This window comes from Streptomyces sp. B5E4 (assembly GCF_039871555.1).
GTDB lineage: Bacteria > Actinomycetota > Actinomycetes > Streptomycetales > Streptomycetaceae > Streptomyces.
The window spans coordinates 163,417-177,708 of the sequence record NZ_JBDPMI010000003.1 but is presented as its reverse complement, the minus strand read 5'-3'; the positions used below and the strand labels follow the sequence as shown (position 1 = coordinate 177,708).

At 71.7% G+C, this 14,292-nt stretch carries 13 protein-coding genes; 7 read left to right on the top strand and 6 right to left on the bottom strand.

Going from position 1 to position 14,292, the window contains the following annotated elements; all coding sequences use genetic code 11:
• Positions 1 to 2: 2 nt before the first annotated feature.
• A complete protein-coding gene (locus tag ABGA99_RS05860) occupies positions 3 to 692 on the bottom strand; it encodes a hemolysin III family protein (RefSeq protein ID WP_347582259.1) in 690 nt (229 codons plus the stop codon).
• 245 nt (positions 693 to 937) lie between these two features.
• Here ABGA99_RS05860 and ABGA99_RS05855 point away from each other — a divergent pair, with 245 nt between their 5' ends.
• Complete coding sequence (locus ABGA99_RS05855; protein ID WP_347582258.1) at positions 938 to 2,746, top strand: phosphoenolpyruvate carboxykinase (GTP); 1,809 nt, start codon at positions 938 to 940, stop codon at positions 2,744 to 2,746.
• A 236-nt stretch (positions 2,747 to 2,982) separates the two neighbouring features.
• Positions 2,983 to 6,327 carry a tetratricopeptide repeat protein gene (locus ABGA99_RS05850; RefSeq protein WP_347582257.1) on the top strand — a complete coding sequence of 1,115 codons (3,345 nt, stop codon included), beginning with the start codon at positions 2,983 to 2,985 and terminating at the stop codon, positions 6,325 to 6,327.
• Positions 6,328 to 6,646: 319 nt separating this feature from the next.
• On the opposite strand, the gene ABGA99_RS05845 is transcribed toward ABGA99_RS05850, so the two are convergent.
• Positions 6,647 to 7,057: a hypothetical protein gene (locus tag ABGA99_RS05845; protein ID WP_347582256.1), complete on the bottom strand. Its 411-nt coding sequence runs from the start codon at positions 7,055 to 7,057 to the stop codon at positions 6,647 to 6,649.
• Between the two features lie 4 nt (positions 7,058 to 7,061).
• The gene (gene mca / locus ABGA99_RS05840) at positions 7,062 to 7,934 is read right to left on the bottom strand and encodes a mycothiol conjugate amidase Mca (protein ID WP_347576422.1); all 873 of its coding nucleotides are present in this window, start codon (positions 7,932 to 7,934) and stop codon (positions 7,062 to 7,064) included.
• A 112-nt stretch (positions 7,935 to 8,046) separates the two neighbouring features.
• Between mca and ABGA99_RS05835 the strand changes: the two genes are divergently transcribed.
• Positions 8,047 to 8,457, top strand: coding sequence for a DUF4307 domain-containing protein (locus ABGA99_RS05835; RefSeq protein WP_347582255.1), 411 nt, complete (start codon positions 8,047 to 8,049; stop codon positions 8,455 to 8,457).
• Positions 8,458 to 8,603: 146 nt separating this feature from the next.
• Positions 8,604 to 9,101 carry a transcription elongation factor GreA gene (gene greA / locus ABGA99_RS05830; protein ID WP_347576424.1) on the top strand — a complete coding sequence of 166 codons (498 nt, stop codon included), beginning with the start codon at positions 8,604 to 8,606 and terminating at the stop codon, positions 9,099 to 9,101.
• 90 nt (positions 9,102 to 9,191) lie between these two features.
• On the opposite strand, the gene ABGA99_RS05825 is transcribed toward greA, so the two are convergent.
• The 3 genes from ABGA99_RS05825 to ilvA form a co-directional block, all read right to left on the bottom strand.
• On the bottom strand, positions 9,192 to 9,998 hold the full coding sequence (locus tag ABGA99_RS05825; RefSeq protein WP_347576479.1) for an ABC transporter permease: 807 nt from the start codon (positions 9,996 to 9,998) through the stop codon (positions 9,192 to 9,194).
• A gap of 47 nt (positions 9,999 to 10,045) precedes the next feature.
• Positions 10,046 to 11,065 (bottom strand): ATP-binding cassette domain-containing protein, encoded by a 1,020-nt coding sequence (locus tag ABGA99_RS05820; protein ID WP_347576425.1) that lies wholly within the window; start codon positions 11,063 to 11,065, stop codon positions 10,046 to 10,048.
• Positions 11,066 to 11,399: 334 nt separating this feature from the next.
• Complete coding sequence (gene ilvA, locus ABGA99_RS05815; RefSeq protein ID WP_347576426.1) at positions 11,400 to 12,623, bottom strand: threonine ammonia-lyase; 1,224 nt, start codon at positions 12,621 to 12,623, stop codon at positions 11,400 to 11,402.
• A 252-nt stretch (positions 12,624 to 12,875) separates the two neighbouring features.
• Between ilvA and ABGA99_RS05810 the strand changes: the two genes are divergently transcribed.
• From ABGA99_RS05810 to ABGA99_RS05800, 3 genes are all read left to right on the top strand, one after another.
• Entirely contained in the window at positions 12,876 to 13,442 is a 567-nt protein-coding gene (locus ABGA99_RS05810) for a MarR family transcriptional regulator (RefSeq protein WP_347582254.1), read from the top strand.
• A gap of 99 nt (positions 13,443 to 13,541) precedes the next feature.
• On the top strand, positions 13,542 to 14,021 hold the full coding sequence (locus tag ABGA99_RS05805) for a sigma factor-like helix-turn-helix DNA-binding protein (protein WP_347576428.1): 480 nt from the start codon (positions 13,542 to 13,544) through the stop codon (positions 14,019 to 14,021).
• Complete coding sequence (locus ABGA99_RS05800) at positions 14,018 to 14,272, top strand: hypothetical protein (protein ID WP_347576429.1); 255 nt, start codon at positions 14,018 to 14,020, stop codon at positions 14,270 to 14,272. The genes ABGA99_RS05805 and ABGA99_RS05800 overlap by 4 nt, the downstream gene beginning before the upstream one ends.
• Positions 14,273 to 14,292: the final 20 nt, after the last annotated feature.

Here is a 14,292-nt window from a genome sequence, read left to right as displayed (position 1 = left end):
ACTCAGGCGTGGCGGTACGCGACGAGCGAGATCCCCACGTAGTGGACGGCGAACGCCGCCAGCGTGAACGAGTGGAAGACCTCGTGGAAGCCGAACCAACGCGGCGACGGGTTCGGCCGCTTGATCCCGTAGATCACGCCGCCCGCGCTGTACAGCACGCCGCCCACGACGACCAGCACGAGGACCGCGATACCTCCCGCGCGCATGAAGTCCGGCAGGAAGAACACCGCGGCCCAGCCCATCGCGATGTAGCACGGCGTGTAGAGCCACCGCGGCGCACCGACCCACAGCACGCGGAACGCGATCCCGGCAAGTGCCGCCGCCCAGATGAACCAGAGCAGCGCCAGCTGCCTGCCGCCCTCCAGCAGGAGGATCGTGAACGGCGTGTACGTGCCGGCGATGATCAGGAAGATGTTGGCGTGGTCGAGCCTGCGCAGCACGGCCGTGCCGCGCGGACCCCAGTCGCCGCGGTGGTAGAGCGCACTGACGCCGAAGAGCAGACAGGCCGTCAGCGTGTAGACCGCGCAGGCCAGCCGGCCGCGCGGGCTCTCGGCCATCGCCGTCAGCAGCACGCCCGCGAACAGGGCCGCCGGGAACATCACCGCGTGCAACCAGCCGCGCAGCCGCGGCTTGAGCACGGCGGCCGCGGCGTTCGCGACTCGCTGCAGCTCTCCCTCGCCCGTCGCACTCATGCGCCCATGCTACCTACGCGTCCGTAGGTTACGGCCGCGGGAGTGGCGCTGTTCACGCAGGAGCCGACTGGACATGACGTCTGAGCTACCTCATCATCAAACGAGCGCACACCCGACACCGGATGAGCTCATATGAGCGGCAACCGGGTTGGCACCCCCAAGGGGTAACGGTCTTGAAAACCAGATAGATGTGTCATCAGAGAAGAAACGGCCCAAACCCTCTACATCTGGAGCAAGCGGCACTCATGACCACCCCGACCAAACACGAAGGGCTCGTCTCCTGGGTCCAGGAGATCGCCGACCTCACCCAGCCGGACGAGATCGTGTGGTGCGACGGCTCCCAGGCGGAGTACGACCGCCTGTGCGCTGAGCTCGTCGCCAAAGGCACGTTCACGAAGCTGGACCCCGTCAAGCGGCCCGGTTCGTACTACGCCGCATCCGACCCGACCGACGTCGCGCGGGTCGAGGACCGTACGTTCATCTGCTCCGAGCAGGAGGAGGACGCCGGGCCGACCAACCACTGGATGGACCCCGCCGAGATGCGCGAGGTCTTCACCGGCACCTCCGGCGAGGGCGGCCTCTTCCGCGGCGCCATGCGCGGCCGCACCATGTACGTCGTCCCCTTCTGCATGGGCCCGCTGGGCTCCCCGCTCTCCGCGCTCGGTGTCGAGATCACCGACTCGGCGTATGTGGCCACCGCCATGCGCACCATGACGCGCATGGGCCGCGAGGTCCTCGACGAGCTGGGCGACGACGGCTTCTTCGTCAGGGCCGTCCACTCCGTCGGCGCCCCCCTGGAGCCCGGGCAGCAGGATGTGCCCTGGCCGTGCAGTTCGACGAAGTACATCTCGCACTTCCCCGAGACCCGCGAGATCTGGTCCTACGGATCGGGCTACGGCGGCAACGCCCTGCTGGGCAAGAAGTGCTACGCCCTGCGCATCGCCTCCGTCATGGCGCGCGACGAGGGCTGGCTCGCCGAGCACATGCTGGTGCTCAAGCTCACCCCGCCGCGCGGCGAGTCCACGTACGTCGCCGCCGCGTTCCCGTCCGCGTGCGGCAAGACCAACCTCGCCATGCTGGAGCCGACCACCCGCGGCTGGACCGTGGAGACCATCGGCGACGACATCGCCTGGATGCGCTTCGGCGAGGACGGCCGGCTGTACGCGATCAACCCCGAAGCCGGCTTCTTCGGCGTCGCGCCCGGCACCGGCGAGCACACCAACGCCAACGCCATGAAGACCCTGTGGGGCAACTCCGTCTTCACCAACGTCGCCCTCACCGACGACGGCGACGTGTGGTGGGAGGGCATGACCGACGAGCCCCCGGCGCACCTCACCGACTGGCTCGGCAACGACTGGACCCCGCAGTCCGGCACCCCCGCCGCCCACCCCAACGCCCGCTTCACCGTGCCGGCCGCGCAGTGCCCGACGATCGCGCCGGAGTGGGAGGACCCCAAGGGCGTGCCCATCTCGGCCATCCTCTTCGGCGGCCGCCGCGCCACCGCGGTGCCGCTGGTCACCGAGTCCTTCGACTGGCAGCACGGCGTCTTCCTCGGCGCCAACGTCGCCTCCGAGAAGACCGCCGCCGCCGAGGGCAAGGTCGGCGAGCTGCGCCGCGACCCGTTCGCCATGCTGCCCTTCTGCGGCTACAACATGGGCGACTACTTCGGCCACTGGCTCAAGGTCGGCGCCTCCGCGGACGCCGCGAAGCTGCCGAAGATCTACTACGTCAACTGGTTCCGCAAGGACGCGGACGGGTCGTTCGTCTGGCCCGGGTTCGGCGAGAACAGCCGCGTGCTGAAGTGGATCGTCGAACGGCTCAACGGGGAGGCCGAGGGCGTCCGGACCCCGATCGGGGTGCTGCCCGCAAAGGGCGCCCTGGACGTGGACGGGCTCGAACTCACCGAAGAGCAACTCGACTTCCTGCTCTCCGTGGACCCCGAGGTCTGGCGTGAGGAGGCCGCGCTGATCCCCGCGCACCTCGACACCTTCGGCGACCACACTCCGAAGGAGCTGTGGGACGAGTACCGCGCACTGGTCGACCGCCTGGGCTGACCTGGTTACGCGGCCGGCCGGACCGGCGGGTACGACAACGGCGTCGTACCCGCCGGTCCGTGTTTCCCCCTCCCCAATTCCGCTCAAGGCCCGGGTACGCGGTGATATCAGCTCTTCATTCACCGCATCATCCGGCCGAGTTATCCACAGGGGGATGCCGAATGCCCGGGAAACGCGGAAGACTTGGCAGTGCAACGCAACTGCACGGGCGAGCGACGGGTATGGGAGGGGAGCACATGCCGGGCACAGCGTCCCGACTGCGCGACAAGCATCGGGGGGAGGCAGAGCTTCTTCTCACCCGCGCGGTCGAAGAAGAAGTGCGCCGCTCCGGTGGCCGGACGGACGGCGTGGTGCTGCTCGGCCGGGCGCGGGCGGCGCTGGACGACATGGCGGAGCGCGCCGCCGAGGAGTACGGGGCGTTCGTGCGCGCGCTGGACGAGGCCGCCGCCGGGAGGCGTTCGCTCGCCGAGCGCTTCACCCCGCAGTCGGTCGGGCCCGCCGTGACGGCGACGCTCACCGCCGCCGCCATCGCCCTGCTCGTCTCGGCCGAAGAGGGCCTGGGCTCCACGGCCGCGCTCTGGACCGGGGTGGCCGCCGGCCTCGCCGGGTTCACCGCGGGCCTGGTGCAGATCGGGCTTGCCCACTGGCTCTCGGGCAACACGCGCTCGGGCGCCGCCCGGCAGCCCGGCGGCCCCGAGCAGCTCCGGCTGCAGTGGCTGACGGCGCTGGAGCTGCGCGGCGTACGGCCCTTCTTCGACCAGCAGCGAATGATCTCGGCCGCCACCCGCACGGGCAGCCGCAGCGAGCCCGCCGCCGACCGCCCCCGGCCGAGCGGAGCCGGTGGCGGAGGCACGGACCGCGAACCCCAGTCCCGCCGGAACCGCAGCCAGGAGGCGCGGCAGCGGGCCACCCTGGAGCAGTCCTACCGCCAGCTGCCCGAGGCCTCCCGGGTGTACGTCGGCCGCAAGGCGCAGCTCACCCAGATCGCCGGGTGGGTGCAGCAGGGCCGCGCCAGTACGGAGACCAAGCCGACCGTCGTCCTGCTGCACGGCCCGCCCGGCGCCGGGCGCACCACGCTCGCGGTCCGCGCCGCCCACCAGCTGCGCGAGCAGTTCCGTGCCGCCGTGGTGGTGGACCTGCGCGGGGAGAGCCTGGGCGAGGACCCGCTGCCCACCCGGGACGCGCTGCTGCACCTGCTCAACCGCCTCGGCGCGCCGCGCGATCAGCTCATGTTCCGCGAGCGCCCGGCACACGACGCGCAGTTGCGCCGGCTCATCGAGCTGTACCACCAGCATCTGACGTCCCTGCCGGTGTCCATAGTGCTGGACGACGCGGTCGACGCCGAGCAGGTCCGGCTGCTGGTGCCGGAGCGCTCCGAGAGCCTGGTGCTGGTGACCTCGCGGGAGCGGCTGGAGCTGCCCGGCGACCTCGACGCCTGGGTGCACCACATGCCGGTCGAGGGCCTGGAGCCGACCGCGGCCGAGGAACTGCTGAGCGAGATGGCCCAGGGGACGGAGGGCGCGGAGCGCTCCGCCGACCCGTACGACGCGCAGTCCACCGACCGCATCGGGCTGCTCTGCGGCGGGCTGCCGCTGGCGCTGCGCATCGCCGGCTCCGCGCTGGACGGGCGGAGCTTGGTCGGGCTCGCCGAGGCGCTGGACGCCTACGGGCCGGTGGGGCCGGTGGAGCGCGCCCTCTGGCTCCGCTACGGCGACCTGGCGGAGCCGACCCGGGCGCTGCTGCGCCGGCTGTCGCTGGTCGGCCGCGCGAGCCTGGGGGCGGCGGCCTGCGCCGCGCTCCTCGGCGTCGGCGAGGAGGAGGCGGGCAAGCGGCTGACGGCGCTGGCCCGCGCCGGGCTGGTGGAGCACGTACGCAGCTCCCGCTTCCGGGTGCACGACCTGGTGCGCCGCTTCGCCTACGCCCGGCTTCTCGACGAGGAGGACCCCGAGGTGCGCGCCGCCGCGCACGAGCGGCTGATCCGCAGCTACGCGGAGCTGGCCGACTCCGTGATCCGGCTGGTCGACGGGCATACGTCGACGCGTGCCGACCGCTTCGGCTCGCACGGCTTCACCTCGCTGGACTCCGCGCTGCGCTGGCTGGACGACGAGCAGAGCTTCATCACCGCCGCCCTGCGGCACGCCGAGGGCGTGGACCAGGCCGCCGTGCTGCACCTGCTCGGCGCCCTCGCGGACTACTGCCTGCTGCGCGGCGACCTGTACCGTCTCGGCGAGCTCAACGAGCTGACCAAGGCCGCCGACCAGGGACTGCTGATGCGCTCGGTGCAGTGGCGTACGGGCGTCGCCGCCCGGCAGCTCGGCGAGCTGGACAAGGCGCGCTCGACGCTGTCCTCCGTGGTCGACCTCTACCGCGAGGCGCAGCACTCCGCCGGCGCCGCCCGGGCCCTGCGCGACCTGGGCATCACCCTGCAGCAGCAGGGCAGCCTCCGGGAGGCGGAGGCGAAGCTGCGCGAGGCCCTGCAGATGCAGCAGGGCGAGAACATGCGCGGCGACCGCGCCTGGACGCTGCACGCGCTGGCGGCCGTGCTGCGCGACCGCGCGCAGCTGGGCGACGCGCTGGCGCTGCTGGACCAGGCGCTCGCGCTGCACCAGGAGAGCGAGAGCGTGCACGGCCAGGCGTGGGCGCACTTCCAGCTCGGGCAGGTGCGGCTGCGGATGGGCGACGTCCCGGGGGCCGAGGTGCAGTTGGAGGAGGCCCTGGAGCAGTACGCGCGCACCCGCGACGGCCGCGGCGAGGCCTGGGCGATGACGCAGCTCGCCCGCGCCCGCCTGGTCGCCGCCGACCCGGCGACGGCGGTGACGCAGCTCAAGGCGGCCCTCGCCCGGCATCGGGAGAACGACGACGCGCGCGGTGAGGCCTGGACGCTGTACTACCTGGGCCAGGCCCAGGAGGGCGCCGGCAAGCGGGAGTCGGCGGTACGGGCGCTGGAGCGGTCCCGGTCGATGTTCAGCCGCATGCGGGACGTGTACGGGCTGGCCTGCGCGCGGCACCACTCCGCGCGGGTCACCCGCGACCTGCGCGCGGAGCAGACCGGCACATTGCGCAACAGCGGCTTCGCCCGGCAGTTGCTCCAGGACGCCCGGCAGGACTTCCGCCGGGTGGGCGTGGCCCACGGCGAGGGATGGTCGTGCATCGAGCTGGCCGTCATCGACGCGGGCAACGGCCGCGCGGGGCAGGCGCTGGAGCTGGTGGACACGGCGATAGACCTGTTCGGCGGCATCGGCGACCGGCGGGGGGCCACGTGGGCCCGGTTCCTGCGCTGCACACTGCTGCCGTTCGCCTCGCCGGGCGGCTCGGTGGTGGGCGCGGCGGTGGCGCAGCAGGAGCTGTCGGAGTTGCTGGACGAGCTGCGTACGGCGACCGCGGGGCGTCGCGGGGTCGTCGACCCGGCGCTGGAGGACTACGCGGAGACGTTCCAGCTCGTGCTGGAGCGGGGCGTGGAGCCCGAGACGGGCTGGCAGGCCTGGCGCCTGGGCATGGTCCCGAGCCGGCACGCGCGGGAGGTCATGGGCGTCCCCCTGGACGGCGCGGCCTCCACGGACGACGGCGCCCTGGCGGGCTGACCAGCAGCCCCGGGGGGAGCCGGGCGGGGACTGCCGGCCGGCCGAGGCCGGCAGGACGGCCCCGTCCGGCGACGCCCGGGCAGGGGCGACGGCGTAGCGAGCGCTGACGACGCCCGGGCCCCCGGCTCGGCGCATTACCGAACGGTTCGCGCATGTCCCGCGCCGACCGGTGCCGGTGCGGACGCGGGGCAGCCACGGACCTGGTCCGTACCGTCCGCTGGGCCGTGCCCGCGCTGCCGGGCGCCTGGCCGTGCCCCGCCGTGAAGCCGTGCCCACGCGGAGCCATGCCCGCCGCTGGGCAGTATCCCGTCGGCCGTCGTCAGCGGCGGCGGCCGACCGGCTGCTTGTCTGCCTCCGGGCTCTCCGCCGGCGCCGGGGTGCGCGGTGACTCGCCGCGCGGGCTGTCGTCGCGCGGGGCGCCACCGCGGGGCGCGTCACCGCGCGGGGCGGACCCGCGCGGGGCGTCGCCACGAGGCGCGTCGTCACGCGGATCGCCCCCGTCTCCCGGGCCCTCGCCCTCCGGGCGCGTGCCGCCCGGACCGGCGTCGCCGCGGTCGGTCTTCTCCTTGAAGTCGACCTGACCCAGGTGCCGGTTCATGCTCTTCAGCAGGAACCACACCGCGACGCCGAGAAGCGCGAAGACGATGAAGCCGAGGACGCCCGGCGTGACCTTGTTCTTGTCGAGCTCCTCCGCGAGCGGGACGAGATCGGCAGCCAATGTGGTGTTCACACGCTCAATTGTCGCGGATGCCGGCGAAGAGGTCGTCCTCGGGGAGGGAAGTATCCACGAGCGACTTCGCCAGCTCGTACTCCTCGGTGGGCCAGACCTCCTGCTGGACCTCCATGGGGATCTTGAAGAACGGCCCGTCGGGGTCGATCTGCGTCGCGTGCGCGATCAGCGCCTTGTCGCGGATCGCGAAGAAGTCGGCGCACGGCACGTACGTCGTGATCGTGCGCTCCTTGCGCTCGAACTCCTTCCACCGCTCCAGCCACTCCCCGTACGGCGACTCCAGCCCGCGCGAGAGCATCGCCTCGTGCAGCGCGACGGTCCGCGGCCGGTTGAAGCCCTGGTTGTAGTAGACCTTCAGCGGCTGCCAGGGCTCGCCCGCGTCCGGGTAGCGCGCGGGGTCGCCGGCGGCCTCGAAGGCGGCCATCGTGATCTTGTGGGTCATGATGTGGTCGGGGTGCGGATAGCCGCCGTTCTCGTCGTAGGTCGTGATGACCTGCGGCTTGAACTCGCGGATCAGCCGGACGAGCGCCTCCGCCGCCTCGTCGACCTCCTTCAGGGCGAAGCAGCCCTCGGGCAGCGGCGGCAGCGGGTCCCCCTCCGGCAGCCCGGAGTCGACGAACCCCAGCCACGCCTGCTTCACGCCGAGGATCTCCCTCGCCTCGGCCATCTCCTTGCGCCGTACCTCGTGCATGTTCTTCTCGATGAAGGCATCGCCCTGGAGCTTCGGGTTCAGGATCGATCCCCGCTCGCCTCCGGTGCAGGTGGCGACCAGGACCTCTACGCCCTCCGAGACGTACTTGGCCATGGTGGCCGCACCCTTGCTCGACTCGTCGTCGGGGTGTGCGTGGACGGCCATCAGCCGCAGGTCATCGCTCACAGATTCAATCCTCGGTAACAGGTCGTCTAGGCCGGCTTCTATAGTGACTGAGCGGACTGACAATTCATTCCGCCGTCAGCCGCAGCCAGCCGCTCTGCCGGGAGGGACCATCATGGCCGGTGCGCCCCGAACGCTGCCCGAGGGCCGGTACGGCCGCTCGGCCGACGCCCGTGCCGATCGGCGGCTGAAGGTCGTCGGTGCCGTGCTCGGCACGGCCCTGCTCGGCTTCGTGGCCTGGGGCGCTGTCGATGCGACGGCCGGTTCGAAGGCGTCCGGGGAGCTGATCCGCTTCCAGGTGATGTCCGACGCCGAGGTCCAGGTGCACATCGAGGTCCGCAAGAAGACCGACGTCGACGCCGTCTGCACGCTGCGTTCGCTGGCAGCGGACAAGTCCGAGGTCGGCGTCCGCGACGTGCGCATCGACGAGCGGAAGACCCGCATCGACACCGTGGTGTCGATCCGGACCACCGAGCGCGGCGCCAACGCCGAGCTGGTCGGCTGCAAGGCGGCCGACGAGCGATAACAGTCGCCGTCTCGCTGCCGGAATTGTTACGATCGTGGTTTCGCCCCACCCACGAAGGCGCAATTCTTCTGGGTAGGGCGATTGCTGCATCCCAGACGCATGAGAAGTTCCCCCAGCACCAGAACCACCACCGACAAGGAGCACCTGTGACCCAGACCAGCGACAACGTCACCTGGCTGACCCAGGCGGCGTATGACCAGCTCAAGGCCGAGCTGGAGAACCTGTCGGGTCCCGCACGCACCGAGATCGCCAAGAAGATCGAGGCGGCTCGCGAAGAGGGTGACCTGCGGGAGAACGGCGGGTATCACGCGGCCAAGGAGGAGCAGGGCAAGCAGGAGCTGCGCGTACGCCAGCTTCAGCAGCTTCTCGAGAACGCGAAGGTCGGCGAGGCTCCGCCGGACGACGGCGTCGTCGAGCCCGGGATGGTCGTCACGATCGCCTTCGACGGCGACGAGAGCGACACCCTCACCTTCCTGATGGCCTCCCGGGAGTACGCGAGCGGGGACATCGAGACGTACTCGCCGCAGTCGCCGCTGGGCGTGGGAGTCAACGGCAAGAAGATCGGCGAGGAAGCCAGCTACGAGCTGCCGAACGGTAAAAAGGCGATGGTGACGATCCTCAACGCCAAGCCCTACGCAGCCTGACCGCGCGTCGGACGCAGCAGCCCATCGCGAAGCCCCCGACGGGAACCGAGGTTCCCGGACCGGGGGCTTCGACGTGTGCCGCGGGGCGCGTTACCCGGCGGAGTTGCGGTACTTCCGCACCGCCAGCGTGCGGAAGATCACGATGATGACGACCGAGTAGATCAGCGAGGCCAGCACCGGGTGCTGCATCGGCCAGGCGTCGGACTGGGAGACGCCCGGGTTGCCGAACAGCTCGCGGCATGCCTGCACGGTCGCGCTGAAGGGGTTCCAGTCGGCGATGTGCCGGAGCCACGGCGTCATGTTGCTGGAGTCCACGAAGGCGTTCGAGACGAACGTCACCGGGAACAGCCAGACCAGTCCGCCGGACGTGGCCGCCTCGGGCGTACGCACCGACAGCCCGATGAGCGCCCCGACCCAGGTGAAGGCGTAGCCGAGCAGGAGCAGCAGGGCGAACGCGGCCAGCGCCTTCAGCAGGCCCTCGTGGAACCGCCAGCTGACCAGCGCGGCGACGACGGCCAGCACCACCAGCGTCAGGGCGGTCTGCACCAGGTCGGCCAGGGTGCGGCCGGTGAGGACCGCACCGCGGGCCATCGGCAGCGACCGGAAGCGGTCGATGAGGCCCTTGTGCATGTCCTCGGCTATACCGGCGCCCGCCCCCGCGGTGGCGAAGGTGACGGTCTGGGCGAAGATGCCGGCCATCAGGAACTCGCGGTACACCTCGGAGTTCGTACTGCCGCCGACGTTCATCGAGCCGCCGAAGACGTACGAGAACAGCACCACGAACATGATCGGCTGGATCAGGCCGAAGATGACGACTTCCGGGATCCGGGACATCCGGAGCAGGTTGCGCTTGGCGACGACCAGTGAGTCCCGGGCGGACTGGCCGACACCCCCCAGCGCGGGTGGCGCCGTGGGTCCGGGGCGCGCCGGGGCGGTCGAGGCGGTCACTTGGCAGTCTCCTTCGCGGCGTCGTCGGCGGCCTTTCCGTCGCCGTCCTCGCTTGCCTTCCCGTTCCCGTCCTCGGTCTCGGCCGCGTGGCCGGTGAGCGAGATGAACACGTCGTCCAGGGTGGGGCGGCGCAGCCCGATGTCGTCGATGGCGATGCCGCGCTCGTCCAGGTCCCGGATGACGTCGGCGAGCAGCCGGGCGCCGCCGCTGACGGGCACGGTCAGCTTGCGGGTGTGGTCCGCAACCGTGACCTCGCCCTGGCCGAGGGCGCCGAGGACCTCGCTGGCGGCGAAGATCTCGTCGCGCTGGTGCACGACGACCTCCACGCGCTCGCCACCGGTCCTGGCCTTGAGCTCGTCGGAGGTGCCGCGCGCGATGACACGGCCGTGGTCGATGACGCAGATGTCGTGCGCCAGGTGGTCGGCCTCTTCCAGGTACTGCGTGGTGAGCAGCAGGGTCGTGCCGCCCTTGACGAGTTCCTGGATGACGTCCCAGAGCTGCTGGCGGTTGCGCGGGTCGAGGCCGGTGGTCGGCTCGTCCATGAACATCACGGGCGGCTCGACGACGAGCGCGGCGGCCAGGTCGAGCCGCCGGCGCATGCCGCCGGAGTACGTCTTGGCGGTGCGGTCCGCGGCGTCGGCGAGGTTGAACCGCTCCAGCAGTACGGCGGCGCGCGCCTTGGCGTCGCGGGCGCTCAGCTGGTAGAGCTGGCCGACCATCTGGAGGTTCTCGCGGCCGGTCAGATACTCGTCTACCGCGGCGAACTGGCCGGACAGACCGATGGACCTGCGCACCTCGTTCGGGTGCTTGAGGACGTCGATCCCCGCGACCTCGGCGCGGCCGGAGTCGGGCCGCAGCAGTGTGGTCAGGACACGTACGGCGGTGGTCTTGCCGGCCCCGTTGGGACCGAGCAGGCCGAGAACGGAGCCTTCGGGGACGTCGAGATCGACGCCGTCCAGTGCCCGCACATCGCCGAAGTGCTTGACCAGCCCTTCGGCGTGGATGGCGCCTGGCATAGAGATCTCCCCAGGTTGGATGGAAGTCGTGGTGGTGGACGGGTCTGGCGGCACTTCTCAACAAATGTCAGACATGGGCGGACGGTCGGACAACAGCAGGAGAATAGAACACACGATATATCGCGTCAAGTCGCGAGTGGCAGAGTCGCGTGAGGTGGGTGAATGGTGGGCTGAGGGGGTGTGTGCGCTGAGGAGCGCGGTTGCGTACGGGGCGGACCTGCGGCGCCGCGGCGCGTGTCCGGTGCGTCGTGCGCGGGGGCGCTCCGTGACGCGTGATGCCCGTGGGGCGTGGTGGGCGTCGTGCAGCGCTTCGTGCTCGTCGTACTCGCGTGTGTCAGGCAGTCACCGTGTACCCGGCTTTCCGGAGCGCGGCGAGCACCCGATCACAGTGCTCCCGCCCCTTCGTCTCTAGCTGTAGCTCGACTTCGGCCTCCGTGAGCCCGAGGCGCGGATCCGTCCGCACGTGGCTCACGTCGAGGACGTTAGCGTCCGCCTCTGACAACACCCCCAGCAGCGTCGCGAGCACCCCGGGCCGGTCGGTCACGCGCAGCCGGAGCGAAAGGTACCTCCCCGCCGCCGCCATGCCGTGCCGGAGAATGCGCTGGACGAGCAGCGGATCGACGTTCCCGCCGGAGAGCACCGCCACCACCGGCCCGCCCCCGAACGCCTCCGGGTCGGACAGCAGCGCGGCGACCGGAGCCGCTCCGGCCGGCTCGACGACCAGCTTCGCCCGCTCCAGGCACAGCAGTACCGCGGCGGACAACGCGTCCTCGGAGACCGTACGCACCTCGTCCACGTACTCGCCAATGATTTTGAACGGGACGTCGCCCGGCTTGCCGACCTGGATGCCGTCCGCCATCGTCCCGAACGACTCCAGCGCCACCGGGCGCCCCGCCGCGAGCGACGGCGGATAGGCCGCCGCCTCCTCCGCCTGCACGCCGACGATCCGTACGTCGGGCCGTACCGCCTTGACCGCGACCGCGATACCGGCCGCCAGGCCGCCGCCGCCGATCCCCACCACGATCGTCGACACCTCCGGGCACTGCTCCAGCACCTCCAGCCCGACCGTGCCCTGGCCCGCCACCACGTCGGGGTGGTCGAAGGGGTGGATGAGGACGGCGCCGGTCGCCGCGGCGTACGACTCCGCCGCCTCCAGCGTCTCGTCCACGACCTGCCCGTGCAGCCGTACGTCCGCGCCGTAGTCCAGCGTCGCGGCCACCTTGGGCAGCGGGGCGCCGACCGGCATGAAGACCGTCGAGCGCACGCCCAGCAGGGACGCCGCCAGGGCCACACCCTGCGCGTGGTTCCCGGCGCTGGCGGCGACCACGCCGCGGGCGCGCTGCCCCTCGCCCAGCCCGGCGATGCGCACGTACGCGCCGCGGAGCTTGAAGGATCCGGTGCGCTGCAGGTTCTCGCACTTCAGATGGACCGGGGCGTCGACCAGCCGGGAGAGGAACCTGCTGCCCTCCAGCGCGGTGACCCGTGCGATGCCGCCGAGGATGTCCTGTGCGTCGCGAACGTCGTCCAGGCTGACGGCACCGGCCGCGGCTGCGCTCATGGCCACAGTCTCGCACGCTGAGATGACGGCGGGTTTTCCACAGGGGCTTTTCCACAGGCCGTACGGCAAACGGCGGGGCCGCGTAATCTGTGGCCCAGTTCGAATTCGCGTGTCCACCCCCTGACCTACGGACCGATCCGCGCCCGTGTCCGTGCCCGTATCCGAGCCACCCGCTAGCAGCATTCGCCGCCGTACCCGTATCGGCGGCCAGATCCGCAGCCGGTGAACGTCCTCACGAAGTGAGCACCGTCCATGCCCTCCCCCTCCTCTCCCACCGACACCCCCGCAGTGGCCGACCTGCTGAACGACCTGCAGCATCAGTTGGCCGTCTTCGCCCGCCGCGCCGAGCAGACGCGCCTCGCCGGCGCCGGGCAGATGCGCAACACGATGGACCGCGCCGCCTACCTGCTGCTCAACCGTCTTGAGCAGCACGGCCCCACGGGCGTCAAGGCCCTCGCCGCCGGCATGGGCATCGACTCCTCGACCGTGACCCGGCAGGTCGCGCCGCTCGTCGACGGCGGCCTGGTCAAGCGCGCCACGCACCCCGAGGACGGCCGCGCCGTCGTGCTGGAGCTGACACCACTCGGCAGGGCGCGGCTGCACGAGGTGCAGGATTCGCGGCGCGAGCTGGTCGCACGGCTGACCTCCGACTGGACGCCGATGGAGCGCGCCACGTTCTGCACCCTGCTCACGCGCTTCAACACCTCGGTCTCACAGGCCAACGCCGGGCAGCAGGAAGGCCGGCAGCCCGGCCGGCAGGACGGGGAGGAGACCGGGGAGCGGGACGGCCTGGACGGCCCGCGGGACGGGGGCGGCTGACGCCGTCCGGTCCTCCGGCCACGTAGGTGCTGCCGACATCTTGACCCCGGCGCCCGGCTGCCGTCCTATGGGATCGAGGGCGGTGAAGGGAGCAGCGCTGTGCGTCAGCGGCGCTCGGCACAACAGCGCCGCCGTGCCCTGGAGTTCGAGACCTTCTGCGCGGGCGCGGCCGGGCGGCTGCTGCATGCCGCCCAACTCCTCACCGCCGAGCCGCCGGACGCCGCCCCGCAGGCCGAACGGCTGCTGACCCAGGCCCTGGCCCGTACGTACGCCCGCTGGGACCGGCTGCGCGGCGAGGATCCGTACGAGACGGCCCGGCAGCAGCTCGTCGCCCGCTACGCGCAGACGGCCTGGCGCTACCGCCGCACCACCGGCGGTCTGCTCGACCGGCTGTCGCCGCAGGAGCGGCTGGTGCTCGTGCTGCGGATGTCCGAGGGCGTCGCCGAGGAACAGACCGCGGCCGCACTCGGGCTGCCGCCCGAGCGAGTCCACCAGATACTGCTGCGGGCGAGCGCCGCCATGCTCAGCCGGCACACGCCGGCCCCGGAACGCACGCGCCGGGAGGTGGCGACGTCGTGATCTCCATCACCGCCCGCAAAGAGCAGGCCGTACGCGACCTCCTCGACGGTCCGCACCCCGCCGTGCCGCCCCAGCTCGCCGACCTGGCCGCCGCGCGCGGCCGGCGGCTGCTGCGCCGCCGGACGCTGCTGCGGTCGGGGGTGTGGCTGCTGCTCGTCGCGGCGCTGGCGGCACTGACGGTGTGGGCGGCGGTGAGCGGCGCGTGGGTGGATCACCCGGCGGAGACGACCCCGGACTTCGACGGCTGGTGAGGCCGCCGGGGCCGGTGTGC

Excerpts from the sequence above, each read along its gene's own strand:
- ABGA99_RS05860 (WP_347582259.1), bottom strand. The coding sequence starts at position 692 with ATGAGTGCGACGGGCGAGGGAGAGCTGCAGCGAGTCGCGAACGCCGCG.
- ABGA99_RS05855 (WP_347582258.1), top strand. The coding sequence starts at position 938 with ATGACCACCCCGACCAAACACGAAGGGCTCGTCTCCTGGGTCCAGGAG.
- ABGA99_RS05850 (WP_347582257.1), top strand. The coding sequence starts at position 2,983 with ATGCCGGGCACAGCGTCCCGACTGCGCGACAAGCATCGGGGGGAGGCA.
- ABGA99_RS05835 (WP_347582255.1), top strand. The coding sequence starts at position 8,047 with ATGGCCGGTGCGCCCCGAACGCTGCCCGAGGGCCGGTACGGCCGCTCG.
- ABGA99_RS05820 (WP_347576425.1), bottom strand. The coding sequence starts at position 11,065 with ATGCCAGGCGCCATCCACGCCGAAGGGCTGGTCAAGCACTTCGGCGAT.
- ilvA (WP_347576426.1), bottom strand. The coding sequence starts at position 12,623 with ATGAGCGCAGCCGCGGCCGGTGCCGTCAGCCTGGACGACGTTCGCGAC.
- ABGA99_RS05810 (WP_347582254.1), top strand. The coding sequence starts at position 12,876 with ATGCCCTCCCCCTCCTCTCCCACCGACACCCCCGCAGTGGCCGACCTG.